The sequence below is a fragment of the Agrobacterium sp. Azo12 genome (assembly GCF_029193765.2).
Lineage (GTDB): Bacteria > Pseudomonadota > Alphaproteobacteria > Rhizobiales > Rhizobiaceae > Agrobacterium.
Genome location: NZ_JARFYO020000001.1, coordinates 824337 through 845966 on the forward strand (window position 1 = coordinate 824337; position 21630 = coordinate 845966).

Genomic DNA, 21630 nt, shown 5'->3' on the forward strand with positions numbered 1-21630 from the left:
GATGTTATCTGAAACGCCAAAACGCTCCCTGTTCGAGACCCTTGGTCGCTTTGCCGCCGTCGCCGGTCTGATCCTGCTCGTTCCGGTCGCAAATGCCGAAAGCCAGCAGGCCATCCTGACGGAAATGAGCACGCAGGAAGAAATCCAGAAATTCTGCACGAACATTGCAGATGCTGCCCGTGACCAGCGTTACCTGTTGCAGAAGCAAGAACTGGAAAAGCTGCAGGCGGAAGTCAATGAACGCATCGCCACCCTCGAAAACCGCAAGACGGAATATGAGGACTGGCTGGCGCGCCGTAACCACTTCCTGGCCCAGGCAAAGGCCAATCTGGTCGATATCTACAAAACGATGAAGGCGGATGCCGCTGCTCCTCAGCTTGCCGAAATGCATGTCGAAATCGCGGCCGCCATCATCATGCAATTGCCGGCACGTCAGTCCGGCCTGATTTTAAGTGAAATGGATGCGCAGAAAGCCGCGATTGTCGCGGGGATCATGTCAAGCGCAACCGATCCGAACACCTCGAAGGATCCGTCATGACAATGCGTATTCCGGCCCTGATCTTGCCACTGATTTTGCTCGCGAGCTGCCAGAACAGCCAGACGCTGAAGGAAATTGGCAATGCGCCGGCCATGAGCCCGATTGGCACCGGCCTGCAATTTAGCCAAACGCCGCAGATGGGCATGTATCCGAAGCAGCCGAAGCATATGGCCAGCGGTTACTCCCTGTGGAGCGATTCCCAGGGTGCGTTGTTCAAGGACCTGCGCGCGCTGAACATCGGTGACATTCTCACGGTAAATATCCAGATCAACGACAAGGCTGATTTCGATAACGAAACCGAGCGTAACCGCACCAATGCCAGCGGTCTGAACTGGAAGGCACAGGCAGAAATCCTTGGATGGACGCCGAACGCGGACTCCAGCATCAAATACGGTTCCGATACCGACACTCAGAGCAAGGGCAAGACCAAGCGCTCTGAAAAGCTGACACTGCTCGTCGCTGCCGTGGTTACTGGTATTCTCGAAAACGGTAACCTCATCATCAGCGGTTCGCAAGAAGTCCGCGTGAACCATGAAATCCGTATCCTCAACGTCGCGGGTATCGTGCGGCCGCAGGATGTGGATGCAGACAACATGATCTCGTATGAGCGCATCGCCGAAGCACGTATCTCGTATGGTGGCCGTGGCCGTCTGACGGAAGTACAACAGCCACCGGTCGGTCAGCAGATCGTCGATCTGTTCTCGCCAATCTGATGCAGTCCTAAACCGGCATAGCCTTTGGGCGGTGCCGGTTATTGCTCAAAGCAAATAGAAAGTCCGGAGTAAGACAAGGTCATGGATAACGCACAGACCGGCGAGGAAAAACCCAAGAAGTCGCCTCTTGTCATGACGATAGCAAGCGTTGCAATCCTGACGCTGGTTGGCGCCGGTGGGGGCTGGTTCCTGGGTGGCTTCATCGCGCCGAAAATCGGCAAGGTCGTGGAAGAACATGCTGCGGCGGCGGCTCATGAAGGCGGCAAAGAAGAGACCGGACTTCCAAAGATCGATCCCAAGGTAAACGGTATTCTGCAGCTTGATCCGGTCACGGCAAATCTAGCCTATCCTTCGACCAACTGGATCCGGCTTGAAGTCGCGTTGATGTTCAACGGCGAACCGGACGTGAAAATGGCTGAAGATATCCATCAGGATCTGATGGCGTATCTGCGCACCGTTTCACTCCAGCAGCTCGAAGGGCCGCGTGGCTTTCAATATCTACGGGATGACGTACAGGAACGTGTTGACCTGCGTTCGGAAGGGCGAGTATCGAAGGTTATGTTCCGAACCTTTGTGATCGAATGATTCGATTTTTTTTGACCATTGCTGTCCTCTTGGTTTTGCCGGGCCTTGCTAACGCCCAGCAATTCCCGACTGATTTGCTGAATACGCAGATTGACGGTTCTGTCGCAGCATGGATCATCAGAACATTCGGCCTGTTGACGGTTCTGTCCGTAGCACCGGGCATCCTGATCATGGTCACGAGCTTTCCGCGCTTCGTGATCGCGTTCTCCATCCTGCGTTCCGGCATGGGATTGGCAACAACACCTTCCAACATGATCCTTGTCAGCATGGCGATGTTCATGACGTTCTACGTCATGTCGCCGACCTTTGACCGTGCATGGACAGAAGGCGTGCAGCCATTGCTGCAAAACCAGCTGACCGAACAGGAAGCTGTGGTGAAGATTGCCGAACCCTTCCGCACATTCATGACAGCCAATACCCGCGACAAGGATTTGAAACTGTTCGTGGATATCGCCCGTGAGCGCGGGCAGGAAGTCATGGCCGAAAACCTGATCGATTACCGCGTTCTGGTGCCGGCCTTCATGCTTTCGGAAATCAGACGCGGTTTTGAAATCGGCTTTCTGATTATCGTGCCGTTTCTGGTGATCGATATTATCGTGGCGACGATTACCATGGCCATGGGTATGATGATGTTGCCGCCGACATCGATCTCTCTGCCATTCAAGATATTATTTTTCGTTCTGATTGATGGCTGGAACCTGCTTGTCGGCAGTCTGATACGATCGTTTTCTTGAAAACGTTCCAGAAAAAGCTGTAACAATCTGGTCTGAGTGGAAACACATCTGGATTGATGCTGCCAAGCGGCGTCGAACAGCATATTTTGATGAAGTCATTACCCGGACAACCAGCAAACGGCGAGTTTGATTGCGATGCAGCCCAAAGACCTTGAAGAGCCAGCCGATACAGCAAAGGTGAGAGGTTCAGGCACGCAGACGGTTTACAGCACGTTGCGCAATGAAATTCTCTCCATGGCCCTGCCACCGGGCAGTCCGCTGGATGAGGTTCGTCTGTCCGAACGTTTTGGAATGTCACGTACACCGGTGCGCGAAGCCTTGTTGCGCCTGGCGGCTGATGGTCTGGTGACCACGCTTCCCAACCGCAACACCATTGTGTCAACGATTGATTTCGCCTCGCTGCCGACTTACTTCGATGCGCTGACCTTGATGTACCGCGTCACCACCCGGCAGGCAGCAAAACATCCCAATGCTGAAGGCATGAAGACCATTCTGGATTACCAGAAACAGTTTGCCGAAGCCGTGGACGCCAGGAATGCCTACGCGATGATCGAGGCAAACCGTGAATTCCACGTGGCAATTGCAGCGCTCGGCGGCAATGCCTATTACACCGCGTTTTTTGCCAGGCTGCTGGATGAAGGCCGCCGGATACTGCGGCTTTATTATTCGACATTTGATGACCGCTTGCCGCGCCAATATGTTGATGAGCACGAAGAAATGATTGCAGCTATTGCCGCCGGTGATGTTGAAAAGGCCGATGAACTGGCGATTGCCCATGCCGCACAGATTGTCCGTCAGATACAGGAATACGTCGCCCGTGATATGAATAACGCGGTCGAAATTCAGGGTATCTGATCTTTCACGAGGGGGAAGATTGCCTCCTGTATCAATTGGCCGTGAGCTCTTGCATCTTTTTGGTTGTGTTGCGTTTTATGCGGCAACTGATTTCTGTTTTACGCATTGTCAGACTGAATAATTTTTAATTCACTTGATAGGGGGCAACCCTGATGCCGACATCACTGAAGCCGCGCACCCTTTCAGGTGCTATTGTCGAAAAAATACGCCAGGGAATTCTGGCAGGGCAATATCCCGCCGGAAGCCAGTTACGGCAGGATGCGCTTGCGGACGCCTATGGCGTAAGCCGCATTCCGGTGCGTGAGGCGCTTTTTCAGCTCGAAGCAGAAGGGTTGGTTCGTATTGTGCCACAAAAGGGCGCGGTGGTGTCGGAACTGTCCGTCGCGGAAATCAATGATGTTTTTGAACTGCGGGCGTTGCTGGAACCTAGGCTGTTGCTGAGTTCGGCGCCACAATTGGATCAACAGGATTTCATCACTCTCGATAAGATCCACGAAGCTTTCATGACGGCAACTGCCAATGGTGACGTACAACAATATGGCCAGTTGAATGCTCAACTGCATATGGCACTTTACCGTCGCTCCAATTTGCCCAAAAGCCGACAAATCGTCGCCTCTCTGCTGCAAACCAGTGAGCGCTATACCACCTTGCAGCTCTCAAATCCTGAAGCGATGAGCCGCGCCATGCGTGAGCACCGGGACATGATAAACCTTTGCCGCAGCAGGGAATTTGACAAGGCGGCACATTTCTTGCGCGGGCATATCGAGACGGTACGCGAAGATCTGCTGACGGTGATTGATAGATATGAGACGGCAGCAGCACCTGCGCAATAGCTTTTGTAAAGCTCGAAATGACGTGACGTTCTAACATTGTTTTGAGGGGAAAAACCCACCCAACCACTTTGCTCGGCAGATAGAAGGTATGATTTTCGGCTAGTTCGTGGCACTAACACACGGATGAGGAGAACCAGATGATCGTCGGAATCATAGCAAGCATTGTGTTGGCAGGTTTTGCCTTCGTATTCCCGCAGAGAATGAAACTTGTCCTGACCGCCTTGGTAATCGTCTGGGTGGCAAGTGCGGCAATGATTTATTGGGAAACTGTGAAAGCCAGCGAGCGCCTGACGAGGATTGTCGCGACGGCGGCAATCGATCCCACCTGTACCGATCCGAAATTACCTCTGCGGATCACGTTCAAGAACGACAATTCTTCCGCCATCCTGAAACTAGGTTATACACTTGAAGGCTTCGAACCGGCATTCCGTGCCTCAGTCGCCTATGATGGTTATCAGAGCAGCAATGTCAGAATAGCGGCCGGTGAAAGTTACAGTGCATGCCGTGCATTCCGTATGCGCGGTAGCGAAAGCGCGTCACCAGCAAGTCTCAACTGGGTTGTGACGGTAAACTCCGCCGAGTTTGAATGACATCATGTTTTCAGGGTAGTTACAGCGCTGGATGAACCATGAAAAAAGCCGCGCTTTTGGCGCGGCTTTCTTTTTGTGAGCGTTGCTCCGTTTATTAACGGAAGAGCTGAAGAATGTTTTCCGAGTTGCTGTTTGCAATCGACAGCGACTGGATGCCGAGCTGCTGCTGTGTCTGCAGAGCCTTCAGGCGGGTAGATTCTTCGTTCATGTCAGCGTCAACCAGACGACCGATACCGCTTTCGATGGACTCGTTGAGCTTGGCAACGAACTCTTCCTGCAAGTCGATACGCATGGAGATCGAACCGAGGTCAGCAGCAGCGCTTGTCATCTGCTTCAGAGCGGTTTCAACCATTGTGAGTGCGTCGGACAGATAGTCGGTAGATGTGTTGGTAACGTCCAGCGTGAAGACAGATGCAGTGCCTGCACCCACTGTGCCAATGTTACCAAGAATACCGGTCGAAGTGACGATGCCACCAACTGTGTTGGTGCCGAACAGAACGTTTGCAGTGCCAGATGTGCTGGAGTCCAGAACGTATTCGGTGTGCTTGACGGTAACATTGTTGTTGCTGTCACGGACGAAGCCGGAAACAACAGACTGCGTACCGGAGCCGATAACCCAGTTTTCGCCGCTGAAGGAAGCAGCTTCTGCAATCGACTTCAGCTGGTCCTGCAGCTGGTCGATCTCTTCCTGCACCTTCTTGGTGTCGACAGAGTTTTCCTGCGCGGTAACGAGCTTCTTCTTAATTTCCTTAACAACGTCGATGGCGGATTCCATCGCGGTGTAAGCGGTGTCAACCTTGGCGGCGCCCAGACCGAGTGCGTCGGAAACGGCGTCCAGAGCCATGTTGTCAGAACGCATGGTGGTCGCGATCGACCAGTAAGCAGCGTTGTCGGATGCTTCACCAACACGCAGGCCGGACGAAACGCGGCCCTGGGTTGTTTCCATGTTGGAATTGATGTTGCGAAGGGTCTGCAGCGCAGACATGGCTGCGATGTTTGTCAAAATGCTGGTCATTGGAAGTTGCCCCTTGAATTGGCTGATTTAAGGAAGGGACATTCCGGTATCACCGGTGAACGACAGACAGCGTCATGCTTGCTAACATATTAATAATTATGGTTAACTTGTCGTTTCGTTGACGCTAGAAAACACCAATATGGTTAAAGAAAACCTAACTGCGCGAAAATTTGTTTAAAACGAAAAAAAGCCGCCCCTTGCGGAGCGGCCTTCTTTCAAGAGTTGCAGTACGATCAGCCTTCGTACGCCGCTCTTTTTTTCTATTAACGGAACAGCGACAGAATGTTCTGCGAGTCCGAGTTTGCAATTGACAGCGACTGGATAGCCAGCTGCTGCTGTGTCTGCAGAGCCTTCAGGCGAGTGGACTCTTCGTTCATGTCAGCGTCAACCAGACGGCCGATACCGCTTTCGAGCGAGTCGCTCAGCTTGGAGATGAAGTCTTCCTGGAGATCGATACGCATGGAGATCGAACCGAGTTCAGCACCGGCGCTTGTCATTGCAGTCAGAGCAGTTTCAACAGCGCTCAGAGCCTGATCAAGGTAGCCAGTCGAGGTGTTGGTAACGTCCAGTTCGATAACCGAGATGCCGAGCGAACCGCTGGTTGCGCCGAGAATACCTGCTGTCGTGACCAGAGCGCCGGCAGTGTTGGTGCCGAACAGAACGTTGGCATCGGTGCCGCTGTCCTTCATGACGTAGTCGGTCTTCTTGACAGTTACGTTGCCGCTGCTGTCACGAACGAAGCCGGAAACAACCGATTCAGTGCGTGCGCCAGCGATCAGGTTCTTGCCGGAGAAGGAAGCAGATTCCGCAATCGACTTCAGCTGATCCTGCAGCTGATCGATTTCTTCCTGAACCTTCTTGCCGTCAACGGAACCTTCCTGGGCCGTAACGATCTTCTTCTTGATTTCCTTAACGACTTCGATAGCGGATTCCATACCGGAGTAAGCGGTATCAACCTTGGCGGCGCCAAGACCGATAGCATCCTCAACGGCAGAAAGAGCACCGTTGTCAGAACGCATGGTTGTTGCGATCGACCAGTAAGCGGCGTTGTCGGAAGCCTGTGAGACGCGCTGACCCGTAGAAATGTTGTTCTGCGTGTTCTCGAGGTTGCTGTTGATAGAGCGCAGAGTCTGCAGAGCGGACATTGCGGAAACGTTAGTCAGAATGCTTGCCATAGTAGAATTGTCCCTTTGATACGAAATACTAGTTTGGGGACATACCGGACTTAAATATTCACCGGTTCACAGCAGTTATACATCATGCTACTCGGTCTTTCTATTTACTCAGAAGAACCAAACCTGCTGTGTGTGGAAGTAATTTGGCAGTCAAAACTTGCTGAGTTATTAAAATTTGAGCTAAATGCCGGTCACTCAATCTTTATGGTTATCAAAGGGTAAACAGTTAATCACACCCGCCACAGGCAAGCTTCATGGTGGAAACTGGAAGGAATCGCCCGTCTATTTACGAAGCATCGCTTCATCGGAGTCCTGAACGTGAATATCAATTCAAGTTTTCTCACTGCAAACCAAGAATACCAGAAAGGCAACTACATCGGCGCCTTGCATGTTCTGAACGGATTGCTGGACACCAGACAGGACACCAGAACCTACGCGCTGCTGGGCAGGACATTCCTGAAGCTTGATATGAAGGAAGAGGCTGCCTCTGCTTTCGCGCTTGCTGGCAATGCTGGCGGTACCGACGCCGAAAGGCATCTGCACAATGCCATGATGCTGCATTACGAATGCGGCAACGAGGATGAAGCGCTCGTTATCGCCAAGAAATTCCTTCACAAGGCTCACAAGGATGCCGACGTGGCGTTTGTCATGGCGTCCATCTTTATCAAGCGCGGCCAAAAGGACATTCTGGGCGCCTTGAGAAAGCCTCTGATCGAAAGCGCAAAACCAAATCATCTTGCCGTTGCGCTGCATCTGCTGGCCGACGCGCCTCATGATGAAGATAACTTCAAAACCATCCGCCGCACGCTGAAACTCTTCCCGGACAATCAGGGTGTGCGCCTGCTGCATCTCATTCACTCGCGTGAGTTCTGCGAATTCGAATCCATGCGCAAGCATCAGCCAATTCTGGACGCCGAAGTTGCCGGTGGTAACCTCGATATCATCCGTGCGGGCAGCCCGTTCTACAGCCTTATGTGGTGCGGCGATGAAAAGCTGAACCAGATTGCCGCCATGGCAACCCGCGCTTACGAGCCGGGTACACCAGAGCGCCGTCGTGCGCGGCCACACGACTGGTCGAATGAAAAGATCCGCGTTGGTTACCTGTCCTACGACCTGTGGGATGCACACGCGACAATGAAGCTGTTGGGCAACGTTCTCGAGCGTCACGACCGTGACCGTTTTGAAATCACCCTGTTCTGCTACACACCGGAAGAACACCTCGGCTTCAACAAGTTTGACCGCAGCCTGTGGGGCAATGTGGTTCGTATCGTTGATATGACGGATGAAGAAGCAGCAAACACCATTCGCGCGCATAACATTGATATCCTCGTTGACCTCAAGGGCCACACCAAGGGTAACCGTACCCAGATCATGAATCACGAGACTGCCCCGGTTCATGTGTCCTGGCTCGGCTTTCCTGGTACATCGATCAATCTGGATATCGACTACATCATCGGTGACAGGTTTGTGCTTCCGGAATATTCCAAGCCTTACTTCTACGAAAAATTCTGCCGTCTGCCCGAAACCTATCAGCCGAACGATCCAGTTCATCGCCCTGCGCCGCGTGGCGCAACGCGCAAGGACTTCGGTCTGCCGGAAGATGCCTTCATTTTCGCGTCGTTCAATGCCAACCGCAAGATCACCGCAGAATATATCGAAATCTGGGGTACGATCCTCGAGCGCTGCAAAAACAGCCTGCTCTGGATCATGGTGGACAATGAACGTGCTCGCACCAACATCCTCAAGGAAATGGACAGCCGTGGCATCAGTGCCAAGCGCGTGCTGTTCTCTCCAAAGGTAAGCTACGAAGAGCACCTTGACCGTCTGAACCTCGCCGATGTCGGTCTCGATACATTCCCGGTTAACGGTCACACCACAACCTCGGAACAGCTGTGGGCTGGCCTGCCGGTTCTGACACGTGTCGGCACCAACTTTGCCTCGCGCGTCAGTGAAAGCCTGCTGCATGCAATTGGCCTTCCGGAACTGGTTGCGCAGGACGATGCCGAATATCTTGAAAAGGCAATTGCTCTCTACGAAAACCGCGAGAAGGCTGCTGAATACAAACAGCGCCTTATGGACAACCGTTTTGTAGCACCGTTGTTCGATGCCGAGCGTTTCTGCCAGCATCTGGAACGCGCTTACGAAATGATGGTCGAAGAAGCCAAGGCAGGTCGTGCACCTGAGCACTTTGACGTACCGGCATTCCCGGCACGCGAAGGCGACTTCGCGCCGCCCGCCAAGATCTGACAGGATCAGAGACAGAAGACAAAAACTGCCGGGGTTTCCCGGCAGTTTTTTTATGCCCAGAGATCAGGAACAATCGCCATAAAAAAAGGGCCTGTGAAATCACTGGCCCTTTGATTTTGCGTATCATGCGTCTGGCGTCGCCTCAAAGGGATTGCCGGATGCGAAATGCGGAACGACGACGGTATCGTAAGCCTTGAGAGCGGCACCAATTGCTTGATGCATGTCGAGGTAACGATAGGTGCCAAGACGTCCGCCGAAATGAATGTTCTTTTCGGCCGCTGCACGCTGTTTGTAGCGCAGGAACAGTTCCTTATCGCCTCGGGTGTCGATTGGGTAATAAGGCTCGTCCTGACGCTGCGCAAAACGAGAATATTCCCGCACGATCACGGTTTTTTCATTCTGGTATTGCCGCTCCGGATTGAAGTGGCGAAACTCCAGAATGCGGGTATAGGGAACGGTTTCGTCTGCATAGTTCATGACGGCGGTGCCCTGAAAATCACCGGTGGCGAGCGTTTCCTGTTCGAAGTTGATTGTCCGCCAGCCCAGTTCACCTTCGCTGTAATCGAAGTAGCGGTCGATCGGTCCGGTATAGATGATGGGGACGCCAGCCGGCAGCGAACTCTTCACTTCAAAAAAGTCGGTGTTCAGCAAAAGCTGGATCCGCGGATTATCAAGCATTCGTTCGAAAATCGCGGTGTAACCGTCTGTCGGCAAACCTTCATAGGGGTCGTTGAAATAACGGTTGTCGAAGTTGTAGCGGACCGGCAGGCGGGTGATGATGCTGGCTGGCAGATCCCTCGGGTTGGTCTGCCATTGCTTGGCGGTATAACCCTTGATGAAGGCGTCATAGAGCGGACGGCCAATCAGCGAGATTGCCTTTTCTTCCAGATTTTCAGGAACGCGGTCGCCCAGTTCCGCAGCCTGCGAACTGACCAGTGCCCGTGCTTCCGCCGGCGACATGCGCTTGCCGAAAAACTGGCAGATGGTGCCGAGGTTGATCGGCATCGCATAGACCTGATCTTTATAACTGGAATAGACCCGGTGGCGGTAATCGGTGAAAGAGGTGAAACGGTTGAGGTAGTTCCAGACGGTTGCATTCGGCGTGTGGAAAAGATGCGCGCCGTATTTATGCACTTCGATACCGGTTTCCTGATCGAACTCGCTATAAGCATTGCCGCCGATATGGCTTCGGCGGTCAATGATCAGAACGTTCTTTCCAAGCTCGTTGCTTACCCTCTCGGCAATCGTTGCTCCGTAAAATCCAGCACCGACAATGATGAGATCGACATTCTGAAAATCATGCATGGTTTTTGCTTGTCCGTATCAAAAGGTCATTCGGCGGCGTTCAAGGTAGCCGAAAAAATCCCGTTTCGCTGCTCTACACGTGGCATGCCGAGCTTTTCTCAGGCTTGCGGGCCGCGCCACGTCTAGAATGACAAAGCCCCGCCCACCTTTAATCGGGTGGGCGGGGCTTAAAACTCTAAGTTCCAGAGCTTTTGTCAGGCTTTGAAGCCGTACTGGATGGCGTGATAGGCGGACACGACAGCTGCTATCTGTCCGGCATCCAGAGCATCGATCTGCGATGTGGTGATTGCCGTGAGCTGGTCAGTGGACAGGCTGGAAATATCACCGGTCGACAGGCCAGCCAGCGCAGCCGTGCTGATGGCGGCAATGTCTGCAGTCGAGAAGGTGGCAATATCCGCAGTCTTCAGCGCGTCAATCTGTGCAGCGCTCAATCCAGCCACTTGTTCGGGTGTCAATGCCTCAACCTGTGTGGTGTTCAATGTGCCGATCTGTGCTGTTGTCAGGCCGATAATCGCCTTGGGGCTGATGGCCATGATCTGCTCGGTCGAGAACTGGGCAATGTTCGCCGTTCCCAAAGCCGCAACCTGAATGGCATTCAACGCTGCAATCTGGCCAGTCTTCAAGGCGCTGATTTGGGCCGAGGTGACCGATGTCAGTTGCAGGTAGCTCAATGCCGCCATCTGCGCCGTGGTCAAAGCTGCGACATGTTCGTTCGACAGCGTTGCTATTGTCGCTGACGACAGGCCGGAGATCGCCGACGCACTGATCGCTGCAATGTCCCCCGTTGAAAGCACTGCCAGATCCTCGCTGGACAGAGCGGCAACTTGCGATGCCGTCAGTGCAGAAATCTGCGCCGACGACAGCACATCGATCTGGGCGGTGGACAGTGCAACAATCTGCGCTGGCGTCAGGCCGGAAATGGCACTGGTGCTCAGCGAGGCAACCTGCTCATTGGACAGCGAGGCAATCGTTGCTGTGGAAAGACCGGAAATTGCGCTGGCACTGATCGCCGCCATATCCGCTGTCGAGAATGTTGCCAGCTTTTCTTTCGAAATGGCTTCCATCTGCGAGGAGGTCAGCGAAGCGATCTGCGACGACGACAGGGCAGAGACCTGATCGGATGACAAGGCGGAAATATTGGAAGAGGTCAGTCCGGCGATGGCATTCGGATTGATCGCCGCAATATCTGCCGTCGAGAAGGCTGACAGATGTTCGCTTGTCAGCGCCTTGACCTGCGTCGAGGTCAACGCGTTGATTTGCGTTGAGGACAGGGCGTCGATTTGCTCACTGCTGAGGATGGAGACCTGCGCAGAGCTGAGCGCCGCAATCTGTGCGGTTGTCAGCGCCGCGACTTGGTCGTGTTTCAGTGTCGCCGTATTGGCGGTTGAAATTCCCGGCAGTGCGGACGCACTGATCGCTGCAATATCTTCTGTCGAGAAGGTTGCCAGTGCCTCGCTTGATAGGGCGCCAAGCTGCGTTGAGCCCATGGCCGCGACCTGCGTCGGAGTCAGTGCCTCTGCCTGTGCGGTGGTCAGCGCCGCAATCTGCGCCGTGGTCAGGCCCGGAATGGCGCCGGTGCCCAGAGCCACAATCTGATCGGTCGACAGTGTCGCGATATTCGCCGTCGACAGTGCCTTGATCTGCGTTGAACTCAACGCACCAAGCTGCGCGGAGGACAATGTGCCGATCTGGCTGCTGGTCAACGCAGCAATCTGTGCTGAGCTCATGGCTGAGATCTGCACAGATGTCAGTGCCGCAATCTGCTCGCTTGAGAGAGCCGCGACATTGGCGGTCGACAGGCCGGGAAGGGCTGTTGTGCTGATCGAGGCAATATCGGCAGTCGAGAACGTGACGATATCGTCCGTAGACAGTGAGTTGATCTGTGCCGAACTCAAGACCGCCACAACGGTCGAGGTCAGCGCCTCGGCCTGTGCGGTAGACAGTGACGCAATCTGGGTTGTGGTGAGACCCGGAATGGCCGCCGCATTCAAGGCGGCAATCTGCCCCGTCGTCAATACGGAGATGCCTTCGGTTGAAAGCGCCTTGATCTGGGTCGAGGTCAGGGCACCGATCTGTGCCGAAGACAGGGTTGCCAGCTGGCCGGTGGTCAGGGCGCCGACCTGTGTCGAGGTCATCGCCGCGACCTGTGCGGTGATCAGCGCTGCAATCTGGTCGTTGGACAGTGACGCAAGATTTGCCGTCGAAAGCCCTGGGATAGCAGAGGCGTTGATGGCGGCAATGTCATCAGTCGAAAATACCGCGAGCTTCTCCTTGGACAATGCACCCAGTTGTGTCGAGGCAAGTGCTGCCACTTGCGCAGAACTCAGCGCTTCGGCCTGAACAATCGAAAGGGCAGCAATCTGCGCCGTTGTCAGACCGGGTATCGCTTTGGTGTTCAAAGCGGCAATCTGGTCAGCCGACAGAGCGCTGATGCTCTCATTGGTCAGAACCTTCACTTGCGCCGATCCGAGTGCGTTGACTTGTGCGGTCGACAGGGCAGAGACCTGACTTGCAGACAATGCGGTGATCTGTGCAGAGCTAAGCGCACCAACCTGTGCACTTGTTAGAGCCGACAACTGGTCGCCACTCAGCTTCGCGATATGGGCGGTCGAAAGACCGGCAATGGCACTCGCATTGATGGCGGCAATATCTTCTGTGGAGAAGGTTGCCAGCTTTTCCGTGCTAAGCGCTGCCAGCTGTGCGGAACCGAGCGCTGCGACCTGTGAAGATACCAGAGCTTCAGCCTGTTCGCTCGACAAGGCGGTAATCTGGCCGGTCGTGAGGCCTGGAATTGCCTTGGCGTTCAACGCTGCAATCTGGTCCGGGGTCAGCGCCGCAATGCTATCCGTCGACAGTGCCTTGATCTGCGTGGAGTTCAACGCGTTGATCTGTGCCGTGGTCAGGGCCGAAAGCTGGCCGGTCGACAAGGCAGAAATTTGTGTTGAACCCAGTGCGGCGATCTGTGCGCTCGTCAGCGCAGAGACATGTTCGTCGCTCAGCGATGCGATGTTGGATGTCGGAATGCCTGCAATGGCACCGGTATTGATGGCTGCAATATCTTCGGTCGAGAATGTTGCCAGCTTTTCTTTCGACAACACTGCCAGCTGTGTCGAGCTCAAGGCTGCAACCTGCACAGATGTCAGGGCTTCTGCCTGATTGGTCGACAGGGCGGCAATATGAGCCGTTGTCAGGCCGGCAATCGCCTTGGTGTTCAGTGCCTCGATTTGTTGCGTTGTCAGGGCGACAATCCGGTCGTTTGGCAAAACCGCAACCTGCGCCGAGGTCAGCGCCGATATCTGGCTGGTCGACAGCGAATTGAACTGCCCGGTGGTCAGGGCGGTAATCTGGTTGGTTTTAAGCGCTGCAATCTGCGCGCTGGTCAACACTGCGACCTGATCGGCACTCAAGGCTGCAATATTGGCAGTCGACAGGCCGGCCAATGCCGACGAGGCAATAGCAGCAATATCCGCCGTCGAGAATGTTGCGAGATCCTCAGGCGTCAGTATCGAAATCTGTGTCGAGCTAAGAGCTGCCACCTGAAGTGCCGTCAACGCTTCGACCTGGGCGGTCGACAGCGTATCAATCTGTGCCGTTGAAAGGCCAGCAACCGTCTTGGTGTTAAGCGCCGCAATCTGATCGGTCGACAGGGCCGCAATCATGCTGTTCGACCAGTTAGCGATCTGGGTCGAACTTAATGCGTTGATCTGGGTGGTGGCGAGAGCAACAATCTGCTCCGAAGACAGTGCGGTAATCTGTGCAGAATTAAGTGCGGCAATCTGTGTGGTCTTGAGTGCAGCAATCTGCTCAGAGCTGAGTGCAGCCATATTGGCCGACGACAGTCCGGCAAGGCCGGATGCGCTGATGGCGGCAATGTCAGCGGTCGAGAAGGTCGCCAGATCTTCACTGGAAAGTGCGGCGATCTGCGTCGATGTCATGGCGCCAACAAGCGCCGATGTCAGGGCCTCAGCCTGGGCCGTTGACAGTGACGCTATCTGCTGCGAGCTCAAACCGGAGATGGCTTTGGTGTTGAGTGCAGCAATTTGGTCTGTCGACAGAACCGTGATTTTCTCGGTTGCCAATGCGGCCAGTTGGGCGGAGCCGAGCGCGTTGATCTGTGCGGTGCCCAACGCAAAAAGCTGCGTGGACGACAGCGCGGTCATTTGCGCGGAGCTCAAGCCCGGAAGTGCCTTGGTGCTCAAGGCTGCAATCTGGTCCGTCGACAGCGTGGTGACGGCTTCTGTCGAGAGCGCCTTGACCTGTGTCGAGGAGAAGGCTGCGACCTGGGAAGAAGATAGGGCTGCGAGCTGGCCTGTGGTCAGCGCAGCCATCTGTTTTGTATTGAGGGCTGCAACCTGACTGGTCTTGAGGGCGGCGATTTGTTCCGAGCTGAGTGCGGTAAGACTGTCGGTGGAAATACCTGACACGGCTGAGGTGGTGAGGGCGGCAATTTCGGCCGGGGTAAAAGTTGCCAGATATTCGCCCGGCAGGACGGCAACCTGCGCGGAGGTGAGGCTTGCCACCTGCGACGACGTCAGCGCTTCCGACTGAATGGCCGACAATGCGGCAATCTGTGTCGATGTCAGTCCTGCAATGGCTTTTACATTCAACGCGGCAATCTGTTCGGCAGTCAGTGCCGCCACACTTTCCGTCGACAAGGCTTTGCTCTGTGTCGATGTCAAAGCGGCAATTTGCGTCGTCGAAAATGCTTCGACCTGATCTGATGTCAGCGCGGTGATCTGTCCGGAGGTCAGCGCTGCAATCTGCGTTGCCTTGAGTGCGCTGAGATGTTCCTGCCGCAAGCTGGCAACCGCAGAGGTCGACAGGCCAGCAATTGCGGCTGTGCTGAGGGCCGCAATTTCGGCTGTTGTAAAGGTGGCCAGATATTCGCCGGTCAGGGCGCCAGCCTGCGCAGCCGTCAGCGCGGCAATCTGCGTCGAGTTCAACGCCGCAGCCTGAGCCGTTGACAGTGTCTGGATTTGAGCGGTCGACAGGCCGACAATAGCCTTGGCAGACAGAGCAAGGATCTGGTCGGCATCCAGTGCTGCAATGCTTTCCGTCGTCAGTGCACGCACCTGAGCGGAACTCAATGCTGCAATCTGCGTGGTCGACAGCGCATCGATCTGATGTGATGTCAGGGCTGCGATCTGCAATGTTTTCAGGGCAGCAATCTGCGTGGTCTTCAAGGCTTCAGTATGAGCCGTGCTCAACGACGCCAAGGCTTCGGTCGAAAGACCCGAGATGGCAGATGTACTGAGAGCTGCAATTTCAGCCGTTGTGAATTTCGACAGATATTCGCCCGTCAACGCAACTGTTTGCGTGCTGGTCAGTGCGGCAATCTGTGCCGAATTCAAGGCCTCAACCTGGGCAGTCGTCAGTGCCTTGATCTGCAAAGACGTCAGGCCAGGGATTGCCTTTGTTGCGAGTGCAGCGACCTGGTCCGTCGACAAAGCTGAAAGGCTCTCAGTGCTAATTGCCTTGACCTGTGCAGCGGTCAGCGCGGCCACCTGGGCGGAGGTCAATGCATGAAGCTGTGCCGAGCTTAGAACCGCAACTTGCGCAGTTGTCAGTGCCGCGATCTGCAGCGTTGTCATGGCAGCCGTCTGGGATGTCGACAGCGCATGCAACTGCTCAGTCGTAAAGCCAGGCGTTGCTTTGCTACTGAGCGCGGCCAGCTGGTCGGTTGACAGGGCGGCCACACTTTCCGTCGACAGCGCGCGAACCTGCGTGGAGGTCAGAGCGGCAATCTGTGTCGAGGACAGGGCTGACATCTGGCTTGAGGTCAGTGCGCCAATCTGTGCGGCGCTCAGCGCCGTCACTTGTGTCTTTTTCAGTGCCGCCAGCTGCGCGGTTGTCAGGGCCGCAATATTTGCCGTGGAAAGACCGAGAATGGCAGCGGTGCTGATTGCCGCAATATCGGCCGTCGAGAAGGTGGCCAAATCTTCCTTGGAAAGTGCGGCGATCTGCGCGGAACTGAGCCCTGCGACCTGCGCCGAGGTCAACGCCTCTGCCTGCGTTGTCGAAAACGCAGCAATCTGGTCGGTCGTTAGGCCCGCAATGGTCTTGACGTTCAGCGCCGCAACCTGCTCGGCGGAAAGAGCCTTCACATTGTCGGTGGAAAGAACCTTGATTTGTGCAGAACCGAATGCGGCGACCTGTGTGGTCGAAAGGGCTGCAAGCTGGCCTGAACTCAGGGCGGCAATCTGCGTTGTCTTGAGCGCCGCAATCTGGTTGGTCTTGAGGGCAGCAACCTGCTCGGAGCTCAAAGCGGCAATATTGGCGGTTGAAAGGCTGGCAAGCGCCGATGTGCTGAGAGCGGCAATTTCCGCCGGTGTAAATGTGGCAATATCTTCACTCGACAGGCTGGCAACCTGGAGCGCCGTCAAGGCGGCAATCTGTGTGGAGGTCAGGGCGCTGATCTGGATCGAATCTAGCCCGACGATCTGTTGGGTGTTAAGTGCCGCGACCTGTGCAGTAACGAGACTTTCGATCTTGTCTGACGACAGGATAGCCAACTGGTCCAGCGTCAATCCAACAATGGCAGAGGGAGAAATCGCCTTGACCTGGGTTGTCGAAAAGGCTGCCAGGTCCTCGGTCTCCAGCGCAGCAATCTGCGTGGAGGAAAGAGCCTTGATCTGTGTCGTCGACAGGGCGGCAATATCGTCTGTTTTTAGCGCCGCAATATCGGCAGTCGAGAGCAACTTGATCTGGCTGACGGTCAGTGAAGAAATATTCGAAATCATAAACGAAGCCTTTTGATGTATCTCACCGCTTGACGTGCTGCTTTGCAGGCCTTCGAAAGGAAAACGTCAGAACAGTAACTGTCATTTTCGTGAGTTTCGGGCTGGCAATATCATCTGCCGCCTGTTCAGCCTGAAAATGCATGCGATTTGACACCTGCACACTGCCGCGATTTATGCTGAAACATGCTTGCCTGAGGCTGATCTGAGGCGATTGATAAAACCCACGGTTTTATTATTCACAGGGGCTGATAGACGGCGGCATGGGACACTGGCCGGTTGCCGCATTGCGACAACCGCAGAAGGTGTTTGAAAAGCAGGACCATCCGTCGTTATTTCGTCTGTAGCCACAAACGGCAATCATGGGCAACCGGGCTGTAGTTGTCGCGTGTTGCCAGTTTTTCGAGGTAGCGATTCCTGAGGCTTTCGTCGTCCTCGAATTCCACATGCTGAGCCACGATTTCGCTGCCAATCTCATAATAGAGATCGAGATTTGTTAGGTCCGGAACCGGTGTCTCACCGCGCTCGCCTGCAACCTGCATCTGCCAGTACAATTCCTCAAGCCGTGCGGCCAGTGCAGGCATGTCGCGCAGTGTGCTTGTTTCGCGCTGTTCCTGCAGTGATGTTTGGACTGCTGCCAGGCTTTGGGGATCCTGCGCAAAGGCAATGGCGCGCGCCACGTAGTCGTCGGGAGATGCGCATGCCAGTTCTGGAATGCCCGCTGCGCTGATAATGCTTGTGCAGAAACGCGAGGCAAAGGTTTTACCCGGCATGGTCAAGACCGGGAGGCCCATGGTGATGGCGTCGGCGGCGGTGGAATGTGCGCCGTAAGGGAACGTATCCAGAAAAAGGTCGGCAAGACCGATCCGGGCAAGATGATCAGGATTGGCAGCTTTCGGTGCATAGATCAGACGCTGCGGGTCCACACCCTGCTGCTCTGCCAATTGGCGCAGGCGCTGATTGACGGGCTCGTCTCCGGCCAGCAACCACAATACGCTTCCCGGTGTGGCTTTGAGAATGGCCATCCATCTGCCGAAGCAGTTTTCGGTGATTTTCTGCATGCCGTTGAATGACGCGTAGACAAAGGCATCCTGCGGCAGGCCGGTGGACGCGCGGTCCGGACGTTGTGCGATAACGCGCTTGCGGTCTACCGGCTGATTGCAGGCAATGCGCAGAACCTTCTCGGTGTAATAGATTTCACTCGATGGAGGCACGGTGTGTTCATCACCGATGATGTAGTTGTGGAACGGGCTGCCCATCGTGCCGGGATAACCGCAGAAATTGACAATGACCGGTGCCGGACGATATGCAAAAATCTTCGTTCTGGCGTTTTTGGTGTAGCCGTTCACATCGATGAGAATATCGATATCGTCATTGTAGATGATCCGCGCTGCGTCAACATCGGCAATGGCTGTGATGTCGCGCCAGTTGTCGGTTGCTGCCTTGATACGGTTTTGGGTGGCATCAAGCGGGCGGTCGTCGCCGGAATAGTAGGCGAAGATTTCGACACTGTCCTTGTTGTGAAGTTCCAGCACTTCACACAGCGCAAAACCGACGGCATGTTCCCGCAAATCCGACGATACGTAACCGATGCGCAAACGCTGCCCGGTACCGGTTTTCTGCTTTACCTGTTTGCGAACAAAACCACTGGTATCGGGGCGTCCGACAAGCGACTTGTGATAACGGTAGGCCTTGGCCAGCTGGAATAGTGGGTCATCGGAATAACAACCCAGTGTCAGCGGAGACATGGAATCAATCAGTCGGTCGACAGGTACATGTTCCGATGGCGTAAGGATCGGCCATTTGCACTGGCGCTGACGCAGCGACGACCAATGTTGACCGGCCTCGGTCCTTTCAGGCTTCAATTCCATTGCCTGCCACAGGGTGGTTTCTGCATCTTCCAGCAGGCCAGCCCCTTCCATCACGCGGCCAATATGTTGCAGGCACATCAGGCGATGATTGATCCGTTCAGGGGTGATGTCGTTGGTGGCTTCGGTAAAGGTTCGCCACTGTTCAATCGCCTGTCGGGCAAGGCCGGAATCTTCCAGCGCACGGCCCAGATTGATGTGGGCTGCGCCGAATTGCGGATTGAAATTGACGCTGGCGCGCAATGACTGCACGGCACCGGCAATATCGCCCATCTGGCTCTGCGTGACCGAATAGTTGAAGTAGGCAAGATGAAGCAGCGGGTTTGTGTCGTTAAAGGCAACCCATGTCTTGTAGAAATCACCGGCAGCCCCGTGATGACCGGCGGCATTCAACGCTTCGGTAATCTGGAACAGTTCGAGCAGTGAAAGCTGCCCGTGGCGTGCCTTGTGCAAAGCGCCTGTGAGAGCTACTGCGCCAGCGGATGCAAGAGCTGGATCGTTGGACATGAGTACTCCACAACAGGCAAGCAGACTGAAAGTGCTTGAATTTGGTAACAGGTCGTCAGCGTTCCCTAATTTGTCTAGCTTGCGTTGGACTGGACAGGCTGCCGGAAGACGCGGCAGGGAAGGGCATGCCGTTTACACGAGCTCAGGCCAACGTTAAAAAAACGCATGACCAATATCCGGCCTTATACAGCATTGGACCGGCAGGCGTGCCTGCGTCTGTTCGACAGCAATGTGCCGAAGTTTTTCGACCCTTCCGAGCGGAGGACTTTTGCAACTTTCCTGCAGGATCCTTCATTGAGGACTGCTTTTCTGGTAATCGAAAACGACGGCGTGATCATCGCCTGCGGTGGCCATGTAATGGAAGATGAAGGCCAAACCGCTGGCCTCTGCTGGGGCATGGTCGATCAATCAATGCATGGCCAAGGACTTGGCCGGTTGCTGACGGACTCACGTTTACAGGCCATCCGCAAACAGCCATCTGTCCAGCGCGTTCGCCTCGATACCAGCCAGCACACTCACGCTTTCTATTCGCGGTTTGGTTTTTCCGTTGAAAAGGTCGAGAAGGACGGTTACGGTCCCGGTCTCGACCGCCATGATATGGTGCTTTTATTGTGAAAACTGGTTCGGCCTGGGTTTTACATTCGCGCGAGGCAGGGTCAGAGCGAGCACCGTGCCGAGTAAGGCAAAGCCACCGGTCAATGCAGCAACGGCAGACCAGCCGCCATGCTGCCAGAACCAGCCTGCGGCAGAACCGGTAACACTGGCGCCGAGATAATAAAACAGCAGGTAAAGTGATGCCGCATGTCCCTTATGGCGGCCTGCGACCGGACCAACCGCACCGCTCGCCACCGAATGGCCGATAAAATAGCCGGTTGCGACAAGCGCAATGCCTGCTGATATGATGACGAGCGACGTTGAAACGGTCAGCAACACTCCGACCAGAATGATCGCGAAACCGGCAAGCAACAATGGTTTGCGGCCGAACTTATCCGCAAGGCCACCGGCCACCGAGGATGAGACTATCCCGAGCGCGAAGGCAAGAAAGATCAGGCTGACCTGCGACTGGCTGAGTGCATAGGGCGTGCCGGAAAGACGAAAGGTCGTATAGTTGAACAAGGCGCTGAAGATACTGGTGAGCGTGAAGCCAAGTGCGTAGACCCTAAGCAACCGTCCATTGCGCAAGTGTATGCCCCAGGCCTCGATATGAAAGCGAGGATTAAAGCCTGGCTGACGCACGAAGTTTCGTGATGGCGGTAACAACTTCAGAAAGGCAACCGCAGCGGCAAGACACAAGACCCCGAGAACCATCATGGCGACGTGCCAGGAGGCATAATCGGTCACCAGACCCATTCCGACACGGCCCATCATTGCCCCAAAGGCGGTACCGCCAATGTAAAGGCCCATCGCCTTGCCAAGATGGGCAGGATCAATTTCTTCGGCCAGCCATGCCATGGCTACGGCAGGTACGCCACCCAACACCACACCTTCCAGTGCGCGCGCCACAAGCAGCCCGTGCCAGCTGGGAACCAGTCCGGCCACGATGTTGAGCAATGCGGCCAGTGACATGGAAACGAACATCAAGCCACGTCGTCCCAGCGCCTGCGAAAATGCACCAGCCAGCACGATTGAAACGGCGAGCAGTCCGGTGGTCAAGGACAGGGCCAGCGAACTTTCAGCCGGACTGACACCGAATGATCGCGCAAATTCTGGCAATAACGGTTGCACACAGTAGATCAGCGAAAAACTCGCAAAACCGAGAAAAAACAGCGCATATCCGGCGTTGCGATAGTCTCGCGTCCCGCGCCGGATCCATGCGGGCGGAATTTCAACCGGTGGATTTCTTGGAGATAGGTCGGTTCCAACATCCAGTTGGAGTGCAGAAGCTTGAGACATGATATGCAACTTTCTTTGTTGCAGTCATTTTCTGA

Annotated in this window: 15 protein-coding genes; 9 read left to right on the top strand and 6 right to left on the bottom strand. The window is 55.0% G+C overall.

The features are described 5' to 3' along the window. Position 1 precedes the first annotated feature (1 nt). The 7 genes from PYL13_RS03740 (at position 2) to PYL13_RS03770 (ending at position 4848) form a co-directional block, all read left to right on the top strand. Positions 2 to 538, top strand: a complete 537-nt coding sequence (locus PYL13_RS03740; RefSeq protein ID WP_250983707.1) for a MotE family protein — start codon at positions 2 to 4, stop codon at positions 536 to 538. Further along, positions 535 to 1251, top strand: a complete 717-nt coding sequence (gene flgH / locus PYL13_RS03745; RefSeq protein ID WP_192486931.1) for a flagellar basal body L-ring protein FlgH — start codon at positions 535 to 537, stop codon at positions 1249 to 1251. Before PYL13_RS03740 ends, flgH begins: the two co-directional genes overlap by 4 nt. Positions 1252 to 1332: 81 nt before the next feature. Continuing rightward, positions 1333 to 1836, top strand: coding sequence for a flagellar basal body-associated FliL family protein (locus PYL13_RS03750; RefSeq protein ID WP_259147625.1), 504 nt, complete (start codon positions 1333 to 1335; stop codon positions 1834 to 1836). Next, the gene (fliP, locus tag PYL13_RS03755; protein ID WP_250983520.1) at positions 1833 to 2570 is read left to right on the top strand and encodes a flagellar type III secretion system pore protein FliP; all 738 of its coding nucleotides are present in this window, start codon (positions 1833 to 1835) and stop codon (positions 2568 to 2570) included. Before PYL13_RS03750 ends, fliP begins: the two co-directional genes overlap by 4 nt. Before the next feature lie 135 nt (positions 2571 to 2705). Further along, the gene (locus tag PYL13_RS03760) at positions 2706 to 3425 is read left to right on the top strand and encodes a GntR family transcriptional regulator (protein WP_250983521.1); all 720 of its coding nucleotides are present in this window, start codon (positions 2706 to 2708) and stop codon (positions 3423 to 3425) included. Between the two features lie 152 nt (positions 3426 to 3577). Next, positions 3578 to 4258, top strand: coding sequence for a GntR family transcriptional regulator (locus PYL13_RS03765; RefSeq protein ID WP_275640518.1), 681 nt, complete (start codon positions 3578 to 3580; stop codon positions 4256 to 4258). A 137-nt stretch (positions 4259 to 4395) separates the two neighbouring features. Next, entirely contained in the window at positions 4396 to 4848 is a 453-nt protein-coding gene (locus PYL13_RS03770) for a hypothetical protein (RefSeq protein WP_250983523.1), read from the top strand. Positions 4849 to 4942: 94 nt separating this feature from the next. Here the strand turns inward: PYL13_RS03770 and PYL13_RS03775 are convergent, their stop codons facing one another. Both PYL13_RS03775 and PYL13_RS03780 read right to left on the bottom strand, forming a co-directional pair. Next, complete coding sequence (locus PYL13_RS03775) at positions 4943 to 5863, bottom strand: flagellin N-terminal helical domain-containing protein (protein ID WP_250983524.1); 921 nt, start codon at positions 5861 to 5863, stop codon at positions 4943 to 4945. 263 nt (positions 5864 to 6126) lie between these two features. Next, entirely contained in the window at positions 6127 to 7038 is a 912-nt protein-coding gene (locus PYL13_RS03780) for a flagellin N-terminal helical domain-containing protein (RefSeq protein WP_192486938.1), read from the bottom strand. A gap of 318 nt (positions 7039 to 7356) precedes the next feature. Between PYL13_RS03780 and PYL13_RS03785 the strand changes: the two genes are divergently transcribed. Further along, on the top strand, positions 7357 to 9285 hold the full coding sequence (locus tag PYL13_RS03785; RefSeq protein ID WP_275640519.1) for an O-linked N-acetylglucosamine transferase, SPINDLY family protein: 1929 nt from the start codon (positions 7357 to 7359) through the stop codon (positions 9283 to 9285). 123 nt (positions 9286 to 9408) lie between these two features. Here the strand turns inward: PYL13_RS03785 and glf are convergent, their stop codons facing one another. From glf to PYL13_RS03800, 3 genes are all read right to left on the bottom strand, one after another. Further along, a complete protein-coding gene (glf, locus tag PYL13_RS03790; RefSeq protein ID WP_275640520.1) occupies positions 9409 to 10590 on the bottom strand; it encodes a UDP-galactopyranose mutase in 1182 nt (393 codons plus the stop codon). A gap of 194 nt (positions 10591 to 10784) precedes the next feature. Next, on the bottom strand, positions 10785 to 17330 hold the full coding sequence (locus PYL13_RS03795; RefSeq protein ID WP_275640521.1) for a beta strand repeat-containing protein: 6546 nt from the start codon (positions 17328 to 17330) through the stop codon (positions 10785 to 10787). Positions 17331 to 17659: 329 nt separating this feature from the next. After that, the gene (locus PYL13_RS03800; RefSeq protein WP_275640522.1) at positions 17660 to 19702 is read right to left on the bottom strand and encodes an O-linked N-acetylglucosamine transferase, SPINDLY family protein; all 2043 of its coding nucleotides are present in this window, start codon (positions 19700 to 19702) and stop codon (positions 17660 to 17662) included. Positions 19703 to 19867: 165 nt separating this feature from the next. Here PYL13_RS03800 and PYL13_RS03805 point away from each other — a divergent pair, with 165 nt between their 5' ends. Next, on the top strand, positions 19868 to 20317 hold the full coding sequence (locus PYL13_RS03805; protein WP_275640523.1) for a GNAT family N-acetyltransferase: 450 nt from the start codon (positions 19868 to 19870) through the stop codon (positions 20315 to 20317). Here the strand turns inward: PYL13_RS03805 and PYL13_RS03810 are convergent. Then, positions 20309 to 21595, bottom strand: coding sequence for an MFS transporter (locus PYL13_RS03810; RefSeq protein ID WP_275640524.1), 1287 nt, complete (start codon positions 21593 to 21595; stop codon positions 20309 to 20311). The two genes, PYL13_RS03805 and PYL13_RS03810, sit on opposite strands and share 9 nt — an antisense overlap. Positions 21596 to 21630 lie beyond the last annotated feature (35 nt).

Coding starts and splice junctions, on each gene's coding strand:
- PYL13_RS03740 (WP_250983707.1), top strand. CDS start 2: ATGTTATCTGAAACGCCAAAACGCTCCCTGTTCGAGACCCTTGGTCGC.
- flgH (WP_192486931.1), top strand. CDS start 535: ATGACAATGCGTATTCCGGCCCTGATCTTGCCACTGATTTTGCTCGCG.
- PYL13_RS03750 (WP_259147625.1), top strand. CDS start 1,333: ATGGATAACGCACAGACCGGCGAGGAAAAACCCAAGAAGTCGCCTCTT.
- fliP (WP_250983520.1), top strand. CDS start 1,833: ATGATTCGATTTTTTTTGACCATTGCTGTCCTCTTGGTTTTGCCGGGC.
- PYL13_RS03760 (WP_250983521.1), top strand. CDS start 2,706: ATGCAGCCCAAAGACCTTGAAGAGCCAGCCGATACAGCAAAGGTGAGA.
- PYL13_RS03765 (WP_275640518.1), top strand. CDS start 3,578: ATGCCGACATCACTGAAGCCGCGCACCCTTTCAGGTGCTATTGTCGAA.
- PYL13_RS03770 (WP_250983523.1), top strand. CDS start 4,396: ATGATCGTCGGAATCATAGCAAGCATTGTGTTGGCAGGTTTTGCCTTC.
- PYL13_RS03775 (WP_250983524.1), bottom strand. CDS start 5,863: ATGACCAGCATTTTGACAAACATCGCAGCCATGTCTGCGCTGCAGACC.
- PYL13_RS03780 (WP_192486938.1), bottom strand. CDS start 7,038: ATGGCAAGCATTCTGACTAACGTTTCCGCAATGTCCGCTCTGCAGACT.
- glf (WP_275640520.1), bottom strand. CDS start 10,590: ATGCATGATTTTCAGAATGTCGATCTCATCATTGTCGGTGCTGGATTT.
- PYL13_RS03795 (WP_275640521.1), bottom strand. CDS start 17,330: ATGATTTCGAATATTTCTTCACTGACCGTCAGCCAGATCAAGTTGCTC.
- PYL13_RS03800 (WP_275640522.1), bottom strand. CDS start 19,702: ATGTCCAACGATCCAGCTCTTGCATCCGCTGGCGCAGTAGCTCTCACA.
- PYL13_RS03805 (WP_275640523.1), top strand. CDS start 19,868: ATGACCAATATCCGGCCTTATACAGCATTGGACCGGCAGGCGTGCCTG.
- PYL13_RS03810 (WP_275640524.1), bottom strand. CDS start 21,595: ATGTCTCAAGCTTCTGCACTCCAACTGGATGTTGGAACCGACCTATCT.